21 protein-coding genes and 1 riboswitch are annotated in these 15,346 nt (G+C 38.1%); of the genes, 14 read left to right on the top strand and 7 right to left on the bottom strand.

The annotated features are described in order from the left end of the window. The 3 genes from nadA to V5739_RS13970 are packed head-to-tail and all read left to right on the top strand — an operon-like array spanning window position 1 to window position 3,267. A complete protein-coding gene (nadA, locus tag V5739_RS13980; protein WP_423818662.1) occupies window positions 1–948 on the top strand; it encodes a quinolinate synthase NadA in 948 nt (315 codons plus the stop codon). A 1-nt stretch (window position 949) separates the two neighbouring features. Beyond that, entirely contained in the window at window positions 950–2,482 is a 1,533-nt protein-coding gene (nadB, locus tag V5739_RS13975) for an L-aspartate oxidase (RefSeq protein WP_423818661.1), read from the top strand. 56 nt (window positions 2,483–2,538) lie between these two features. Continuing rightward, a complete protein-coding gene (locus V5739_RS13970) occupies window positions 2,539–3,267 on the top strand; it encodes a hypothetical protein (RefSeq protein ID WP_423818660.1) in 729 nt (242 codons plus the stop codon). Between the two features lie 82 nt (window positions 3,268–3,349). On the opposite strand, the gene V5739_RS13965 is transcribed toward V5739_RS13970, so the two are convergent. Both V5739_RS13965 and trhA read right to left on the bottom strand, forming a co-directional pair. Beyond that, window positions 3,350–3,637: a DUF202 domain-containing protein gene (locus V5739_RS13965; RefSeq protein WP_423818659.1), complete on the bottom strand. Its 288-nt coding sequence runs from the start codon at window positions 3,635–3,637 to the stop codon at window positions 3,350–3,352. Window positions 3,638–3,789: 152 nt separating this feature from the next. Continuing rightward, window positions 3,790–4,440 carry a PAQR family membrane homeostasis protein TrhA gene (trhA, locus tag V5739_RS13960; RefSeq protein ID WP_423818658.1) on the bottom strand — a complete coding sequence of 217 codons (651 nt, stop codon included), beginning with the start codon at window positions 4,438–4,440 and terminating at the stop codon, window positions 3,790–3,792. Between the two features lie 218 nt (window positions 4,441–4,658). Between trhA and V5739_RS13955 the strand changes: the two genes are divergently transcribed. Next, complete coding sequence (locus tag V5739_RS13955) at window positions 4,659–5,003, top strand: hypothetical protein (protein WP_423818657.1); 345 nt, start codon at window positions 4,659–4,661, stop codon at window positions 5,001–5,003. Window positions 5,004–5,211: 208 nt separating this feature from the next. Here V5739_RS13955 and V5739_RS13950 read toward each other — a convergent pair whose 3' ends face one another. The 4 genes from V5739_RS13950 to V5739_RS13935 all read right to left on the bottom strand — a co-directional run bounded on the left by V5739_RS13950 (window position 5,212) and on the right by V5739_RS13935 (window position 8,166). Continuing rightward, entirely contained in the window at window positions 5,212–5,664 is a 453-nt protein-coding gene (locus tag V5739_RS13950; protein ID WP_423818656.1) for a hemerythrin domain-containing protein, read from the bottom strand. 300 nt (window positions 5,665–5,964) lie between these two features. Continuing rightward, on the bottom strand, window positions 5,965–6,720 hold the full coding sequence (locus tag V5739_RS13945; protein WP_423818655.1) for a LytR/AlgR family response regulator transcription factor: 756 nt from the start codon (window positions 6,718–6,720) through the stop codon (window positions 5,965–5,967). 278 nt (window positions 6,721–6,998) lie between these two features. Continuing rightward, entirely contained in the window at window positions 6,999–7,550 is a 552-nt protein-coding gene (locus V5739_RS13940) for a hypothetical protein (RefSeq protein WP_266070518.1), read from the bottom strand. 295 nt (window positions 7,551–7,845) lie between these two features. Beyond that, on the bottom strand, window positions 7,846–8,166 hold the full coding sequence (locus V5739_RS13935; RefSeq protein WP_423820491.1) for an ATP-binding protein: 321 nt from the start codon (window positions 8,164–8,166) through the stop codon (window positions 7,846–7,848). Window positions 8,167–8,203: 37 nt separating this feature from the next. Here V5739_RS13935 and V5739_RS13930 point away from each other — a divergent pair, with 37 nt between their 5' ends. Further along, window positions 8,204–8,518 (top strand): AraC family transcriptional regulator, encoded by a 315-nt coding sequence (locus V5739_RS13930; protein ID WP_423818654.1) that lies wholly within the window; start codon window positions 8,204–8,206, stop codon window positions 8,516–8,518. A gap of 39 nt (window positions 8,519–8,557) precedes the next feature. Here the strand turns inward: V5739_RS13930 and V5739_RS13925 are convergent, their stop codons facing one another. After that, on the bottom strand, window positions 8,558–9,271 hold the full coding sequence (locus V5739_RS13925; protein ID WP_423820490.1) for an IS3 family transposase: 714 nt from the start codon (window positions 9,269–9,271) through the stop codon (window positions 8,558–8,560). Window positions 9,272–9,468: 197 nt separating this feature from the next. Further along, window positions 9,469–9,670: riboswitch (cobalamin riboswitch) on the top strand. A 108-nt stretch (window positions 9,671–9,778) separates the two neighbouring features. Here V5739_RS13925 and V5739_RS13920 point away from each other — a divergent pair. From V5739_RS13920 to V5739_RS13880, 9 genes are all read left to right on the top strand, one after another. After that, window positions 9,779–10,006 (top strand): hypothetical protein, encoded by a 228-nt coding sequence (locus V5739_RS13920; RefSeq protein ID WP_423818653.1) that lies wholly within the window; start codon window positions 9,779–9,781, stop codon window positions 10,004–10,006. 122 nt (window positions 10,007–10,128) lie between these two features. Then, on the top strand, window positions 10,129–11,178 hold the full coding sequence (locus V5739_RS13915; protein ID WP_423818652.1) for a PKD-like domain-containing protein: 1,050 nt from the start codon (window positions 10,129–10,131) through the stop codon (window positions 11,176–11,178). A gap of 349 nt (window positions 11,179–11,527) precedes the next feature. Next, complete coding sequence (locus V5739_RS13910) at window positions 11,528–11,929, top strand: hypothetical protein (protein WP_423818651.1); 402 nt, start codon at window positions 11,528–11,530, stop codon at window positions 11,927–11,929. A gap of 16 nt (window positions 11,930–11,945) precedes the next feature. Beyond that, window positions 11,946–12,407, top strand: a complete 462-nt coding sequence (locus tag V5739_RS13905; RefSeq protein ID WP_423818650.1) for a beta-barrel fold lipoprotein — start codon at window positions 11,946–11,948, stop codon at window positions 12,405–12,407. 103 nt (window positions 12,408–12,510) lie between these two features. Next, window positions 12,511–13,305, top strand: coding sequence for a type IV toxin-antitoxin system AbiEi family antitoxin (locus tag V5739_RS13900; RefSeq protein ID WP_423818649.1), 795 nt, complete (start codon window positions 12,511–12,513; stop codon window positions 13,303–13,305). Then, entirely contained in the window at window positions 13,302–14,090 is a 789-nt protein-coding gene (locus tag V5739_RS13895) for a nucleotidyl transferase AbiEii/AbiGii toxin family protein (protein WP_423818648.1), read from the top strand. The genes V5739_RS13900 and V5739_RS13895 overlap by 4 nt, the downstream gene beginning before the upstream one ends. 221 nt (window positions 14,091–14,311) lie before the next feature. Beyond that, window positions 14,312–14,518, top strand: a complete 207-nt coding sequence (locus V5739_RS13890) for a hypothetical protein (protein ID WP_423818647.1) — start codon at window positions 14,312–14,314, stop codon at window positions 14,516–14,518. Window positions 14,519–14,537: 19 nt separating this feature from the next. Further along, the gene (locus tag V5739_RS13885) at window positions 14,538–14,954 is read left to right on the top strand and encodes a hypothetical protein (RefSeq protein ID WP_423818646.1); all 417 of its coding nucleotides are present in this window, start codon (window positions 14,538–14,540) and stop codon (window positions 14,952–14,954) included. 16 nt (window positions 14,955–14,970) lie between these two features. After that, window positions 14,971–15,312 (top strand): hypothetical protein, encoded by a 342-nt coding sequence (locus V5739_RS13880; protein WP_423818645.1) that lies wholly within the window; start codon window positions 14,971–14,973, stop codon window positions 15,310–15,312. Window positions 15,313–15,346: the final 34 nt, after the last annotated feature.

Raw genomic sequence — 15,346 nt, 5'->3', positions numbered from 1 at the left:
ATGACAGTATCTGCACCGCAACCAACTACTTTACAAGAAGAACTGGCACAATTAAAAAAGGATAAAAATGCAGTGATCCTGGCCCACTATTACCAGGAACCCGAAATACAGGAAGTTGCCGATTTCATTGGCGACTCGCTCGAACTGGCGAAAAAGGCCGCTGAAACTTCGGCAGAGATCATTGTATTTGCCGGGGTACATTTTATGGCCGAAACCGCCAAGATCCTTAACCCCTCAAAAAGGGTGTTTTTGCCCGACCTTAATGCGGGGTGCTCCCTGGCCGACAGTTGCCCGCCTGAAGCCTTTAGAAAACTAAAAGAACAATATCCAGATCATGTGGTGGTCACCTACATTAATTGCTCTGCCGAAATAAAAACCCTTAGCGATATTGTTTGTACCTCTTCAAATGCCGAAAAGGTCATCAATTCTATTCCTCCGGAAAAGCAAATCATATTTGCACCAGATAAAAACCTTGGAAAATATCTGATGCAAAAGACCGGCAGGGAAATGCTGCTGTGGGATGGTGCCTGCATAGTTCATGAAGCTTTTTCGCTAGATAAGATGCTGGAGTTGTATAAGCAGCATCCTTCAGCAAAGATCATAGCGCATCCCGAATCTGAAACCCACATTTTAAAAATAGCTAATTATATTGGCTCAACCTCGGGGATGCTCAATTATGTGAAGGGTAGTGAGCACGACACTTTTATTGTTGCGACCGAGGCCGGTATCTTGCATCAAATGCAAAAGGATGTACCTCAAAAGACCCTTATCCCCGCCCCTGCCAAAGAAGACAACACCTGTGCCTGCAGTGAATGTGCGTTTATGAAAATGAATTCTCTAAAGAAACTTTATGACTGCCTCGCAAAAGAAACCCCCGAAATAAAACTTTCTGAAGATCTTATGAAAAAGGCCCTGGTGCCTATTAAACGCATGTTAGAACTTTCTTAGAATGAAAACAGATGTACTGGTAATAGGATCTGGCGTAGCTGGCCTCACCTTTGCCATTAAGATTGCTGAAGCCCGGCCCGATGTAAATGTTACTGTCATTACAAAGGAAAAAATGGAGATCTCCAACACAGCCCAGGCTCAGGGTGGAATTGCCGTGGTGCTTGACAAGGTGCAGGACAGCTTTGAGTTGCACGTAAAAGACACTATTGAAGCCGGACGCGGAATAAATGATGCTGAAGTGGTTAAAATGGTGGTTTCACAGGCCCCCGAACGACTATTAGAGTTAGTGGCGTGGGGAACTTCTTTTGACTCCGGAAAGAATGGAATTCTCGAATTAGGACTTGAAGGCGGGCACTCACGACGTCGGATTGTCCATCACCGTGACCTTACCGGGTTTGAAATTCAGCAAAAGCTGATCTTACATGCAAAGTCACTTCCCAACATACATTTTTACGATCACTATTTTGTAATCGATCTCATACTCAACGCCAAAAAAGACAGGTGTATTGGGATACATGTTCTTAACAAGACCAATTCACAAAGAACAAGCATCACCTCCAAAATCACATTTTTGGCAAGTGGAGGTTGTGGGATGGTCTTTGGCAACACCACCAACCCTACGGTAGCCACTGGCGACGGCGTGGCCATGGCCTGGAGGGCCGGGGCGGCGGTAAAAAACATGAATTACATACAGTTTCACCCCACAGCGTTATATGAAGCGGGAAAACATCCGCTTTTTCTTATTTCTGAAGCTGTTCGTGGCTATGGAGCTTACGTGGTAAACCACCAGGGCAAACGCTTCCTCTATAAATCTGATTCCAGGGGGGAGCTGGCAACCCGTGATATCGTCTCCGAAGCCATTGTCAAAGAACTAAAAAGCTCGGGAGAAAAACATGCCTTTTTAGATTGCCGTCACCTTTATATTGAAAAATTCACTGCAAAATTCCCCACTATTGTAGCCTACTGTCGTGCAATAGGTATTAATGTGGCGACAGATCTTATTCCTATTGTACCCGCAGCTCATTACCAGTGCGGGGGCATTGATGTAGACCGGCATGCGAGAACCACGGTGAAGCAGCTGTACGCATCGGGAGAATGCGTGCACACCGGCCTTCACGGTGCCAATCGCCTGGCATCCAATTCCCTTCTTGAAGCTATAGTTTATTCGCACGAAGCTTCAAAAACCGTGTTGCAGGAGTTGGATCATCTTCCCTACCCCAGCACCCGTAACCAGCAAGAGGTTTTGAATAATTTCAATACCGATGTTGATGAAAAGATCATCGCCAGTCTAAGGCAGCGTCTCAATGAGATCATGGATTATGACCTGTTACATTCGGCTCCAAAAATGGCAAAAACAGAAGCCCTTGTAAAGCTGTGGAATATGCACGACTTAATGGAAAGTTATCCGCCGTTCAATAGTGGTTCGGTTGCATTCTACGAACTAAAAAATATGGTAGAGATCGCCTTGTTAATTCTGAAAGATGCTATAGATCATTACCATCCAAAAAAGGGTATTAATGAAGTCGTTTTTTAAGACAGGAACTTCAGCTGAAGCAGATTTTAGTATACTTGTAGAAATTCACAACTCTAATGCCTTTTGTAAAACGAAAAACTGCTTCGTACATTAGAAAAGCACACCGCTACCTGGGGGTCTTCCTCGGAATTCAGTTTTTAATGTGGACTATTAGCGGATTGTACTTCAGTTGGACCGATATTGATGAGATTCACGGAGATCACTTCAGAAAAAATCATGTACATCCCACTACTTTTTCTAATCTTACAGGTATTTCTGAAGTTGCTCCCCAAATGCAGATCAATTCCCTTCAGCTAAAAGATATAGCAGGAGAGCCGTATTACTGGGTGAACAATGAAAAATTGGTACACGCCCGAAATGGTGAACAAAAGCAGGAAATTTCAGAAGACGAAGCGGTTGTAATTGCAAAAAAACACATGCTAGACAGCATGAAAGTCACCCGAGTTGAAAAGATTACCGAAACCGGGGATCACCATGAATACCGCGGCGGCCCTTTACCCGCCTATGTAATTTCTTTTGCCGGGCAGGACCAGGTAAAAGCTTATATTTCGGCCGTTGATGGCAGTTTTAAATCTGTACGTCACAGAGACTGGAGGTGGTTTGACTTTTTATGGATGACCCATACCATGGATTATGATACGCGAGATGATTTTAACACCTCTGTTTTAAGAGCTTTTTCCCTGCTTGGCCTTATTACCGTGCTAAGCGGATTCGTTTTGTGGTTTATTTCTTCTCCTACAATGATGAGCGTATTCGGGAAAAAAGGAAAAAGAAAGAAAAGTTAGAAGAGCAGTTTTTAAAGCTATAAAGTTCCCTTTGTTCAACCCTTTTCGAACATTTTTAAAAACCGGGAATAACTCCTTAAGCTCACTTAACGGTAAAATATTTTCTGATATGTCTTCTCACATATAGAAATCTTGCAATCCCTATAAGCAGGATTACAGGTGCAACCACCAGGAGAAAAATTCCCAGATCATACATTTCCTGAAGCTCCTCTACTCTAATAATCGCCACTCCCGAACTTAATATCACAATAAACGTCCTGAGGTAAGCGAGAAAAGTCCTTTCATTGGCCATTCGGGTGCGGTCTATCGCCAGCCAGTCTCGCGTGATAAGATCTTCCTTGATTTGGACATTTTTTCGTGACAGTTTCATTTTTTTAAACTTTTGGATCCCAAATAAGTGAACCGGAAGATTATATTTTCCCGATTTTTTATTCTGAAAGCAACAACAAATTAGAGCTGAATTTAACTTCTATGTATAAAGGTAAAAATTACGGCCCTCTAAAATTATAAATTCAACTTAATTTAAGGGAGCACGTGGAGATAAATAGCCATGAAGTGACAGAAACTTCCCAGTAAAACACACAAATGAAAGATTGCATGATTGTATTTTATTTTGCTAATGCTGTAGAGAATCGCCCCAATAGTATAGGCGAGTCCGCCACCTAAAAGCCACCAAAGGCCCTGGCTGGAAAGGTTCTCCATAAGAGGTTCTATGGCAAAGACAATCACCCAACCCATACCCACATAAAGCAAGGTGGAAAAGATCTTGAAACGGCCGGTAAAGAACAGCTTTAAAAAAGTACCTAAAAGGGCAATGGTCCACACCACCCCAAGAATGATCCAGCCCGTACGCCCCTGTAGGGTTACAAGAGCAAAAGGAGTGTAGGTGCCGGCGATAAGGACAAAAATCGCAATGTGATCAAAGACCTTAAAAGTAAATCTCTTTCTCAGGTTTTTAGTACTATGGTAAAGCGTAGAAGCTGAATACAGCAAAATAAGAGAGGTGCCAAAAATGGCAAAACTGAGGATTATTCTGTTATTATTTAGTTCCAGGGCTTTAAAGATCAACAAAAAAAGCCCCAGCACACTCAAACCAAGACCGGCTCCATGGCTTAACACGTTTAAATATTCCTCACGGGGAGCGTAAAATTTAATCTTTACAGGCTTTTTCATCAAGTCAATTCTAATGTAAAATTACATCTATCTGCGGGCTTATTCAAAAAACTAAAACTATTAACTGAAGAAATTTTCCTTCAATAATTAATCCCCTACAACACATTTTTAGATGAAAGGCATTTTATATCGGTTAACTATCTTAAAATGAGGTAAAAACTTGTAGATTTAAATTATTGCATTAATTTAGCCTCTCATTCTCAGTGTACTTAGCCCCTATGGATCTAATAACCGCCCTGATTGCTTTAGAAATTATTGCCAGTAAATTTCTACTTTCTTACATTTCTTCTTACAGACCGGCTAGTCCTTACGAAGAAAACAACCCGCTTCTTCGCCTGATTTTTAAAAAGCTTAAGATGCAGGATGACGAATGGGTTTCTTTCTTTTTCACTGTTCTTTTAATCGGAATTTGTTTGTACCTCCTCAGTTCGGTTTATACAGCGCCGGCTTTTGCAGCCATGTTTGTTCTTGCTGGTTTTTACACCACAGCATTGAACCTTGGTGCAGCTCACAGTAGCTATTTTCAGCGAAACAACTTTATTACCCGTAGATTACTCAGATAACTTCGGAAGGATTTTATTTCTGCGGAATAAATCCAAGAATATTTCAGCTGAAGCCCTAAACTTCAGAAATACGGGGTGTCAAAAATGGCATTTTTGGAAGGGATTTTTTCCGAAGAGAAAAGTTTAAAAAAGCTGAAGTAAACTTATTTCAGAAGTTCTAAATCTGCTTTCCCAAAGCCCTAGGATCTGAAAAATTTAAGACTCAAGCCTAAGAGATCCAGAATTTGTCTTTCCAGTCTTCTTCAGAAAAAACAATGTTATCGTGGTGCTTTTCCAGCATCTCAAGATCTTGCGGATTGAGATTTTGGGCAAGTTCTTTGTACAAAACCCGTTCTTCAAACCGGATGTAAGTTGCCAGTTCTTCTTCGAGTAGATTAAGTACTTTTTCATCATCACAATCACAGGTCATCAATTTGTTGATTCTCCTGTGATTGGCCAAAACCTTCTTAACGCGAACATTGTTGCCTAAAAGGGGAAAAATGTGCTGCTCTTCCAGCGCAAAATGCGGATCGAGAAACTCCGATTTAAACCAATTGGTATAACTTCTTATCCGCTCTTTTTGAATATTGTTACGCAGCCCAATCCTGATGTTTTCACAGAGATGTAGTACCTGCCGGTGTTCTATAGACAAAGGTTCTAAAAAAGTTGATTTTGCTGTCATACTAAGTTTATTTCTTTTGGTTCCAAAAATGATCCTGCCAGGCGTCGTCTGAAAAAGGCAGGGCATGATGCTTTTTCTCTATCGCTGCAAACTCACCTGGAGTAGCTATTTTCTGGAATTTCATTACCTAATGCTTCGGAAGTAGTTTCAATATTTTTCTGATTTTTTCAGCAATAAATAACCGAAATTAATTAAGACAAATATGTCAAATTCAATACAACTCACTTATGACGTGAGTCATATTAAACCAACTAGCTGTAAAGTTGAAGTATACTTATTTCAGAAGTGAAGTTAGTTGGCTTAGATCCCCAACTTTTCCAGGAATGGTTTCTTTTGTGCCTTGCTGGTATGAAGGAGTCGGCCATCGGCCATTTTTGCATCTATTTCCCCATATTCAGAATGTACCAGTTCCTTCACATGATCCAGGTTCACAATAGCAGAACGATGAATCCTGAAAAACAGGTTGGGATCGAGTATTTCATCAAGGGCACACAAAGATTCCCTGAGCAAATACTTGTGGTTGTTAGTATAGATTTCGGCATAACAACCCGACGAGGTGATGTACAAGATATCACGCGGATCGAGCAGAATCGTAGTGTTGCCCTGTTTCACCGGAATTTTAAAAATAGTTCCGGTTGAGCGGTTCGTGTAAAATCCCAGCAGATTCTGAATCTTTTCGTCAATATCGAGCTCTTTGGGCAGGCCGGTATTTAATATTTTTGAGACAGTTTTGTAGAAACGTTCTTCTTTAAATGGCTTTAAGAGCAGGTCACAGGCATTAACGTCAAAAGCTTTACAGGCATCGGGAGTGTGAGCGGCCAGAAGAACGACGATTGGCCTGGGAACGACTTTTATTTTTTCGAGAACGCTGAAGCCGTCCATATCTTTCATCTCTAAATCGAGAAAGATCACCTGGGGTTTTAAAGAATTGATTTGTTCAATGGCAAGTTTGCCACTAGAACATTCTCCCAAAATTTCAATTTCCGGAACCTTGTTAAGAAGGTTAATAACCCGCTTTCTGGCGAGGGCTTCATCGTCTATTATTAAAGCTTTCAAGGGCGAAGCTTTTTACCTGATTAGTTCTTCAAATTTACAGTTTTTAAGCCTAAAAATGAAGGAATGAAGCACAAAAAAGGATGATAATACCCTCCTTTTTTGTGGAATAAAAATTAGGTTCTATTATCAGGAAATATAGATCTATAAAAATAGAATAAGACTGTCAAAAAAGCCATTCATAACCCCTTCATCCCTGCTATTGCAGAGATCCTGCACCTTAACCGGTGCAAAATGAATTTCTTCTTTGGCAGTCTTTCATCGAGCTTCAACTATCAACTTTACATGCTCGCAACTTCTATGGGTTCTATTTCGTTTGCAGATATTTTAAGGTTTTGTACCTCATCTCCTTTTTCTAAACGAATCTTGTAATAATCTTCACTAACAATTCCTTTTTTACCTTTGGCAATATGAACGTTTTGGGTCATATTCCAGCCTTTATACTGACGGTACACTTCTTTTTGCAGCTCTAAAGGAAGAAGTACATCTTTTAACTGGTAAGAAATTCTGAGCAGGTTTCCCTGTTGGCAGTATTTGGCTTTTAATTTGCCTTTGGTACTTTTTATCTGTAACTGGTAGTGGCGGTTTTTTTCATTTTTCACAAGATCCAGAAAAGCTTCTATGTTGCAATGTTCATTGAGAAAGGCAACCGGGTCTTTTTCAAATTCTCCGGCGTATTTTTCTTCAACTTTAAATATGTAGTTGGCCCCGTCAACGGTAACTTCGGGTAACAAAGGGTCAAATCCAACACGGGCTTCATCGAGTTCAGTAAATTGTGCATTAACGATTCCTGCCCACATTAAAATGACAAGGGAAATAAAAAATCTTTTCATGACAACAGCTTTAAATGGTTACTTATATAACGTTTTCGCTCTTTAGCTTTTAACGTTAGAATTCCCTGCAAATTTACAGCAGAAAACAGCCTTTTTGGGAGGTTATGATACCAATAGCCCCAAAGTGATAACCAGTAGCCACAAAGAGTACATAGACCAAAACGGGAGAAAATAGAGATGACTGGGCGGACGAATACGAAATGAATTTACCTGAAAAATTCGGGTAGAAACGAAAGTTAACTTATTAATTAAATGATTTCTAAGGGGATCTTTGAAATCAGCAACCATTTAGTACTTAATTAACATTCTGATTCCTAAAGGTGAGGCAAAAGGTGGAACCTGCATTTACTTCACTGGTTACATTAATAGTGCCACCTACACTATTCATGTAATTTTTTACCAGGTAAAGACCAACACCATTACTGTTGCTTTGATCGGTAAAGACCTGGTTCAGAGTAAATATTTTACTCCCGTTTTTCCCCATATCAAAACCTATTCCGTTATCTGTAAAAAGCAACCTGGAGGTATCCTTATCTTTTTGAGAACTAATTCTAATTATGGGAGGAATACCCGGTATTGCATATTTAATGGAGTTGGTGATAAGGTTCAAAAAGATACTGTGTAGATAAAAGCTATTCCCTAAAGGAAATCAAATGATTTGTTTGGCTCCGTATCAACCTTTCATGATACGTTCTGAAGAAAAGTGTCAGGGTTATTTATTGAATTTTCATCCCGATTTTTTTTGTACATATAGACATCAAAACGAAATAGAGACCGAGGGATTCCTTTTTAATAATTTCCATGGTTTACCCTATTTTACTGTAAACGAGCAAAGAGTGAAACAAGTTGCTGCTTTTTTAGGTTATGACGATGAATTCTATTTCAGTCGTTTTTTTAAAAAGAAGGTAGGGGTATCACCTGATATTTATCGTAAGACAGTTGGCTTTGCTAAACTAGAGTCAAATTAATGTCTCGTCCTAGAATACGGCTACAGGTTAAAATTGATTTTACGCTGCGTTTTGGTGTACCGAATTAGGTGTTCTATAGTCTAAAGATAAATGTAATCTTATTTCATTGTATAGTTTGATAGCATTTTTTGCCGCTCTTTTAGCGTGAGCCAGGTCTGTGAAGGTCTGATCGAGGTAGAATTCATCTTTGAGGATTCCATTTACCCGCTCTGCCAGTGCATTTTCATAGCAGTGATTATCCTCTGTCATACTGATTTGAATTTTATTCTTCTGAAGAATCTGGGTGTATGTAGTACTGCAATATTGAAAACCCCTGTCTGAATGATGAATAAGCCCCTTGATATCTTTGGCTTGAGATACTGCTTTGTTTAATGCCCTGACACATCCTTTGAGTTCGAGGCTGTTGCTCAGGTCATAGCCTACGATCTTTCTGGAATGCATATCTGTAATGAGTGCCAGGTAACAAAAGTCTTTTACGGTTCTGATATAAGTAATATCACTCACCCAAACCTGGTTGGCTCTGCTAACCTTAAGTTCTTTGATGATATTTTTGTACTTATAGAACCGGTGCATTGAGTTGGTGGTTTTAGTGGCGTATTTCTTTCTAAGGGTAAGCATGTTATGTTTTCTAAGGATGTTAAATAAAGTGTCTCTTCCTACTTTGAGATGTGCTGTTTCAAAATCGTTGTTCAAGGATCTCATGAGTTTCCTGACACCTTCTCTTGGAAGGGGTCTGCGTCTTTGCTTGACGATGCTAACTGTTGCTCCTTAAGTAAATTTCTCCGGGGCAAGCCCACGGAGCATTATATAGGAGAACACGTTTTCAGACTTTAAACATTTACTAACGAGGCAAGCCTCGGAGTATTTACCCCCTTAGAATAAATTCCTGAACTTCCTATGAACAGATCGAAAACTAAAAAATATAGATTTCCACTTCAAAAAATAATCTTAATATTGCCAGGATTTTCGGTTACTATACTGCAAGTATAGTATTAAAAGGGAATCAGGTGTAAATCCTGAACAGTTCCCGCTGCTGTAAATCCCTCCCGGTAGTTCCGGGAAATTCTTTTTAATAGAACCACTGTCTTTTTAAGATGGGAAGGGTTAAAAAGAGGGATGAGTCAGAAGACCTGCCGCAAATCACTAAAACAGAGCTTTCGGGAGTTATAGCTTTGGGTAGATCTTCTATTCTAATCGTATCCCCTGCCGTTTTGTTTTGTAAATAAGTTAATCTTAATTATTAATTTTAATACAAATCAAATGCAACAAAAATTACCTTTTTCCCTATTCCTTTTTATTGGTGGACTTTTTCTTTTTTCATCGTGTAGTAATGATGACGACATTGTTATTACCCCAATGGAATTTGCCGATCCTGATTACCAGGAAGATTACGAATTGATGATCGGTGAAACCCTGACAATAGAACCTGACATTTTAAATCCACCGGAGGATGTAAGTTACCTCTGGATTTTAAATGAAAAAACATAGGATCGGAGCAAAACCTAAATTATGTTCCGGAAGAATCAGGAACATTTCAGCTCGAATTTACAGCATCGGCAGGAACAGATTCTCTCCAACGCATTTACAATGTAACGGTAAACGTTCTCCCAATGGAATTTGCCAACCCTGAGTATCAGGAAGAATATGAACTGATGATCGGTGAAACCCTTGCGGTGGAGCCTGAAATTTTAAATCTTCCAGAGACTGCTAGCTTTAGCTGGAAATTAAATGGAAATGAAATTTCAACAGATCAAAATCTTGACTATGTTCCCGAAGGATCCGGAACGTTTAATCTTCAATTTAAAGCGGTAGCAGGTAATGATTCCATTCTTAGATCCTATCAGGTAATCGTAAATGATCCCTATGATTTATACTTTCGGCCAAAAACGGAAAGCAGTAGTGCTTTTATTTCAGAAATATTTGAATATAAACCTGCACCGGGACAGTATATCAATGACACGTATGGAACATTGGAAGATGCAGAAAACATTGTTGGTGGAAAATCCAATACACTCTCCCTGGGAGCTTGGGGTGGTTATTTCATATTCACTTTTGATCATACAATTGAAAACAGAACAGATGCAAAGGATTTTGTAGTCTACGGCAATGCAATGAGCGGACTTTCTGAGCCGGGAATTGTACAGGTTTCTTTTGATGAAAATGGAAATGGTGTTCCAGACGATACCTGGTATGAATTATCAGGAAGCGCCCACCAGTTGGAAGAAACTATATTAAATTGCGAAGTAACCTATACGAATCCCACAGAATATGCCAATGTACCATGGATCGATAACCAGCAGAATCATGACAGTATAATGGTAAATGCTTTCCATACACAGAATTATTATCCACAATTTATTGATGAAGAGGATGAAGTAACATTCATCGGCACGAGAGTGTATCCTACTATTAATTCCGGCGGATTCGTATCTATTGATGCTCTGGAATGGGGCTATGTAGACAATTTTGATGCAGATTACAACTCTTATGGAGGAAATGCCATGGAAATTGATTGGGCAGTAGATGAGGCCCGGAATCCTGTTGATTTAAGAGGAATTGATTTTGTGAAAGTGTACACCGGGGATCAAGGAAATGCCGGTTGGCTGGGAGAAATATCAACTGAAATTAAAGGAGCTTCAGATCTTTCGATACTTGAATAAAAACAATTCTTATATTTGATAAAGAAATCCAGAATTGCACTTGATTTCTAAATAATAAAGAATAAAAACTAAATTTTATAAACCTTAAAATATAATCTATAGAATAAAAAATATATTTTTTATAAAATAATATTCTTAAGCGTTTAGCTTTTGATTTTGGTCTTAAAAAATCGCCAAATTTTTATGCACACCAATATCAAAGCAAGACGCCCACGTTACGGCGTGGGCTGCTCTTGTTTGGTGTGCGGGTGTTTGGCGATACCTTTAAGACCGACTTGTTGCAGTTCCACGCTTTTTTTATGCGGGAACTTCAGGATCAAAGGCTGACTTAACCTTTAAAATCAAGCCAATGAAAACTTCCCAATTTAAAAATTACAGCTTTGAAGAAATCTTATTATTAAAAAGCCTGGCCAGGCATCCTGATGATGTAGAATATGCCGTAGAATTAATTGAAAAAGGCCTGGATGAGTATGCCTCTAGACGTCTATCAAAAATGGTGGATAAATTTCAGGAGGATGGAATCCTCAAATGCGGAATTCATTTACTGGATGAAAACCGGAAGGTTCGAGTTGATTTTAATGGTGACTTTCAAAAAATGATATTAAATGCGTCAAACCCTGTTCCTGAAAATATTAGGTCAGGAATAGATACTGCTTCCATTATTGAAAATTTGTCCTGCTCCAACCTTGATTTAACCGAAATTAATTACCTCACTATACTCTTAAAGAAGGAAGCTGTAGCTCAATTCTAGCCTAATACTATTTATTATGAAGAAAATTATTTACCTATTACCACTTTTGTTGTTATGTCTATCTTGTAGTAATGACTCGTCAGATGATCTACCAGGTAATGAAACCGGAAATAGTACCTTTACTGTTGAATATTCACAAACTGGCGATAGTGATCAATTCAGTCAGGAAATCACTTTCTATTCTGCGTATGGATGGAAAGATACAGATTCCGAGGATGATGTTAATGCCAACCTGAATTCGGAAAATTCCGCCCTGCCGCAGACTTTATCTTATACAACTAAGCAAGCTTCACCTGGTATCTGGGTCACCTACAATGTAGCACCTCATAATTCAGAAGTAGGGATATCCCTTGAAGTTACTTTTAAATTTTATAAAGATGGTGAACTCATTGATACTAAGAACCTTTCTATAGGTGATGAAAGTACCGCTATCGATAGCTTTCAATGGGAATATTTTTCAGATACGAGTGAGGAATGATTATTTTCCAATTTATATAAGTTAGAAAGATCACAATTTATTTATTAGTATAATTTCGAGAAATAGGGTAAAAATCACTATATTTCTCGAAATTTTACTAAAGTTGAGTTTAAGCGAATTTATAAAAGAGCGATTGTCTTTCGAGGAATATGCTTTTACCTGGGATGAATTAGTTGAAAGCACTTCCGGTAAATCGGAATCCTTGATACGTAACGACCTCTATTATGCTGTGGGAAATGGTGATGTGGTTTCATTACGGCATAAGTTTTATCTAATTATTCCGCCCAGGTATTCTCACTCCGGCAAATTACCTATTGAGTTATACATTGATAAACTATTTACTTTTTTAAATAGGAACTATTATTTAGGCTTGTATTCTGCGGCAAGGTATTATGGTGCTAGTCATCAACAAATTCAAAAGGAGTATATACTTCACGATAAATCTCCGTTACTCTCCGTTTCAAAAGGAGCTATTAAGCTTGATTTTTTCACGGTTTCCAACTGGCCAGAAAAAAATATCTTAAATCGTAAAGGAGATGCGGGAATGTTTAAAATATCCAGTCCGGCATTAACAGCAGTCGATTTACTGCACCATCAATCCAAAATCGGTGGATTGAACAGAACACTTTCCATTCTAGAAGAGTTGGTTGAAGAAATAGAAGTTTCAGATATAAAAGATCTGCTATCCTGGTATTCCCAAAAGAGTGTACTGCAACGTTTTGGTTTCTTACTAAATGAATATGATTCCAGTTCTGAACCTGCTGAACTAATTTATAATCATTTGAAACTTCAAAAATTCTATCCTGTTTTATTGAGCCCGAAATCAAACCAAAAAGCAGGAGCGGTCAACAACCGCTGGAAAGTTGATGTTAATATTAAAATGGAAAGTGATTTATGATACCAAGACCAGATATAGCTAAGTGGCAGGTAAATGCCCCCTGGAAAGAATTTATGCAAGTTGAACAAGATTTAGTGATAAGCAGAACCTTAGTGGAATTATTTTCCGATGATTTTTTGAGAGAGAATCTCGCTTTTCGCGGCGGGACTGCACTACATAAACTTTACTTAAACCCTGCTCCAAGATATTCCGAAGATATTGACCTGGTGCAAATAAAGCCGGGGCCAATTAAACCGATTATGAAACGTATAGGCGAAGTTATAACTTTCTTTGAAGAAGAAAGGCGTACTCAAGTTAAAGGACACGGTGCAAAAGCCCTATATCGCTTCCATTCAGAATATGAGAATATTAGGTTAAGATTAAAGCTAGAAATAAACTGTAAAGAACATTTTAATGTTTTGCCCTGGGTTGAATATCCTTTTGAAGTTAAAAGCAACTGGTTTGAAGGTGTAGCAAATATTCGCACTTATAACATCAACGAATTACTGGGAACAAAATTAAGAGCATTATATCAACGCAGTAAAGGGAGAGATCTCTTCGACCTGGACTACTCCCGGCGCAATATGGGGATAGATATTGATATGGTTTTAAAGTCTTTTAAGACCTATATGGATTTTTCGGTAGGTCGCTCGCCTAGTGCCAGAGAGTTTTTATTAAATATAGAAGAAAAAGAAAATGATCCCGATTTTACAGGTGATATGGAAGCTTTGCTCAGATCTGAAATTGAATATGACCAGGAACAGGCGTTTTACTGGTTAAAGAAAGAAGTAATATCAAGTATTTAAAGATTAAGAATCAGTTTATAAGGGTTTTAATTAAATAATCTTGAAAAAAGATTTTATAAAATTAGAGATATATGGACGGTACAAGCCAAACTCCACAAGAAATAAAACTACAAGAATTAAAGAAGATTTTCCCTGAAGTTTTTGCTGAAGGTAAAGTAGACTAGGAAAAATTAAAAGCTACGCTAGGTGAAGACATAAACTTTAGTAATGAGCGCTATATTTTGAATTGGGCAGGAAAGAGTAATGCGTTTAAAGTGTTGCAAGCCCCTAATACTAAAACCTTAATCCCTGCCACAGGTACACCTGAGGTTGATCTTCATAAATTAAGTGCAGATGAGCAATTAAAAATAAAATGTGGTAAAGCACACTTTAGCGAATTTGGAACCTTAGAATATAGAGTGGTTAATAAAGTAGGACAACTCATTTAACCATAAAAGAAAATTAAATATGCTTAAAGAATTAGATAAATCCCAACTTGAATCTATTAAGAATTACGCAAAAGCAGGAATCGAAATCACCGCTGTGAATGAAGAAACAGTTAAAATCGACCAGGTTAATCTTATTAATGGTTTTATATTATCAAATAAAGAATTGTATCAAAGAGCCAGAGCCATTTTCCCTAAGCATAAAATTAGACCAGTAGTTTTTAACTTAGATGTTTCTACTATTACTATTGACTGGATAGAGCAAAAAATGAAAGAATTTGGATTGAATAAAAAAGATCTTAGTCGACAATTAGCGATAAAAAAAGAAGATGTAAGCCTATATTCTTCTAAGAAAAAGAAAATGGAATATACACTGAAAGCGGCTTTTTACTACTATTTTTTATCCTACGAATTGAACAAAAGCTTAAGAAGCATTTAATAAAGGGGTGAATACTATGGGAACTTCTCTCAACAAAAAAGAAAAGCAACAGATAATTTCAACTTTAAACTATGCTGCTCATAAAATGATTAAAGAACTAGAGCAAAATAGAATGGTTGGTAATCTTGATTTTTATCATTTGTGCGTTGACCACTTTAAGGGAGGAGTGTGGTTAGGTTTTATTTCAAAACTCAATTACTACCACTATGATTATGAAGCTTTATATGTTAAGATTAAATGTAAATATTTAGGTTCTAAATTTAAAGTCACTTTTCTAATGAAAGAGCCTGAGCAGAAAGATGACAGTAAACAATGGGAAGCCTACAATTTAGAAGTTTACGAAAAATTGAATTTTTAATATTGCAAAAAAACTGCCTTTATTGGTACTAAAT

The sequence above is a fragment of the Salinimicrobium sp. TIG7-5_MAKvit genome (assembly GCF_049569215.1).
GTDB classification, from domain to species: domain Bacteria; phylum Bacteroidota; class Bacteroidia; order Flavobacteriales; family Flavobacteriaceae; genus Salinimicrobium; species Salinimicrobium profundisediminis.
Note: the sequence above shows the minus strand (reverse complement) of the source record. Positions and strands in the feature narration are given on the sequence as shown.

Bases quoted from the DNA above. Each gene is read 5' to 3' on its own strand.
- V5739_RS13915 (WP_423818652.1), top strand. From the start codon at position 10,129: ATGGAATTTGCCAACCCTGAGTATCAGGAAGAATATGAACTGATGATC.
- V5739_RS13950 (WP_423818656.1), bottom strand. From the start codon at position 5,664: ATGACAGCAAAATCAACTTTTTTAGAACCTTTGTCTATAGAACACCGG.
- V5739_RS13920 (WP_423818653.1), top strand. From the start codon at position 9,779: ATGCAACAAAAATTACCTTTTTCCCTATTCCTTTTTATTGGTGGACTT.
- trhA (WP_423818658.1), bottom strand. From the start codon at position 4,440: ATGAAAAAGCCTGTAAAGATTAAATTTTACGCTCCCCGTGAGGAATAT.
- V5739_RS13955 (WP_423818657.1), top strand. From the start codon at position 4,659: ATGGATCTAATAACCGCCCTGATTGCTTTAGAAATTATTGCCAGTAAA.
- nadA (WP_423818662.1), top strand. From the start codon at position 1: ATGACAGTATCTGCACCGCAACCAACTACTTTACAAGAAGAACTGGCA.
- nadB (WP_423818661.1), top strand. From the start codon at position 950: ATGAAAACAGATGTACTGGTAATAGGATCTGGCGTAGCTGGCCTCACC.
- V5739_RS13930 (WP_423818654.1), top strand. From the start codon at position 8,204: ATGATTTGTTTGGCTCCGTATCAACCTTTCATGATACGTTCTGAAGAA.
- V5739_RS13970 (WP_423818660.1), top strand. From the start codon at position 2,539: ATGCCTTTTGTAAAACGAAAAACTGCTTCGTACATTAGAAAAGCACAC.
- V5739_RS13885 (WP_423818646.1), top strand. From the start codon at position 14,538: ATGCTTAAAGAATTAGATAAATCCCAACTTGAATCTATTAAGAATTAC.
- V5739_RS13940 (WP_266070518.1), bottom strand. From the start codon at position 7,550: ATGAAAAGATTTTTTATTTCCCTTGTCATTTTAATGTGGGCAGGAATC.
- V5739_RS13880 (WP_423818645.1), top strand. From the start codon at position 14,971: ATGGGAACTTCTCTCAACAAAAAAGAAAAGCAACAGATAATTTCAACT.
- V5739_RS13965 (WP_423818659.1), bottom strand. From the start codon at position 3,637: ATGAAACTGTCACGAAAAAATGTCCAAATCAAGGAAGATCTTATCACG.
- V5739_RS13905 (WP_423818650.1), top strand. From the start codon at position 11,946: ATGAAGAAAATTATTTACCTATTACCACTTTTGTTGTTATGTCTATCT.
- V5739_RS13910 (WP_423818651.1), top strand. From the start codon at position 11,528: ATGAAAACTTCCCAATTTAAAAATTACAGCTTTGAAGAAATCTTATTA.
- V5739_RS13895 (WP_423818648.1), top strand. From the start codon at position 13,302: ATGATACCAAGACCAGATATAGCTAAGTGGCAGGTAAATGCCCCCTGG.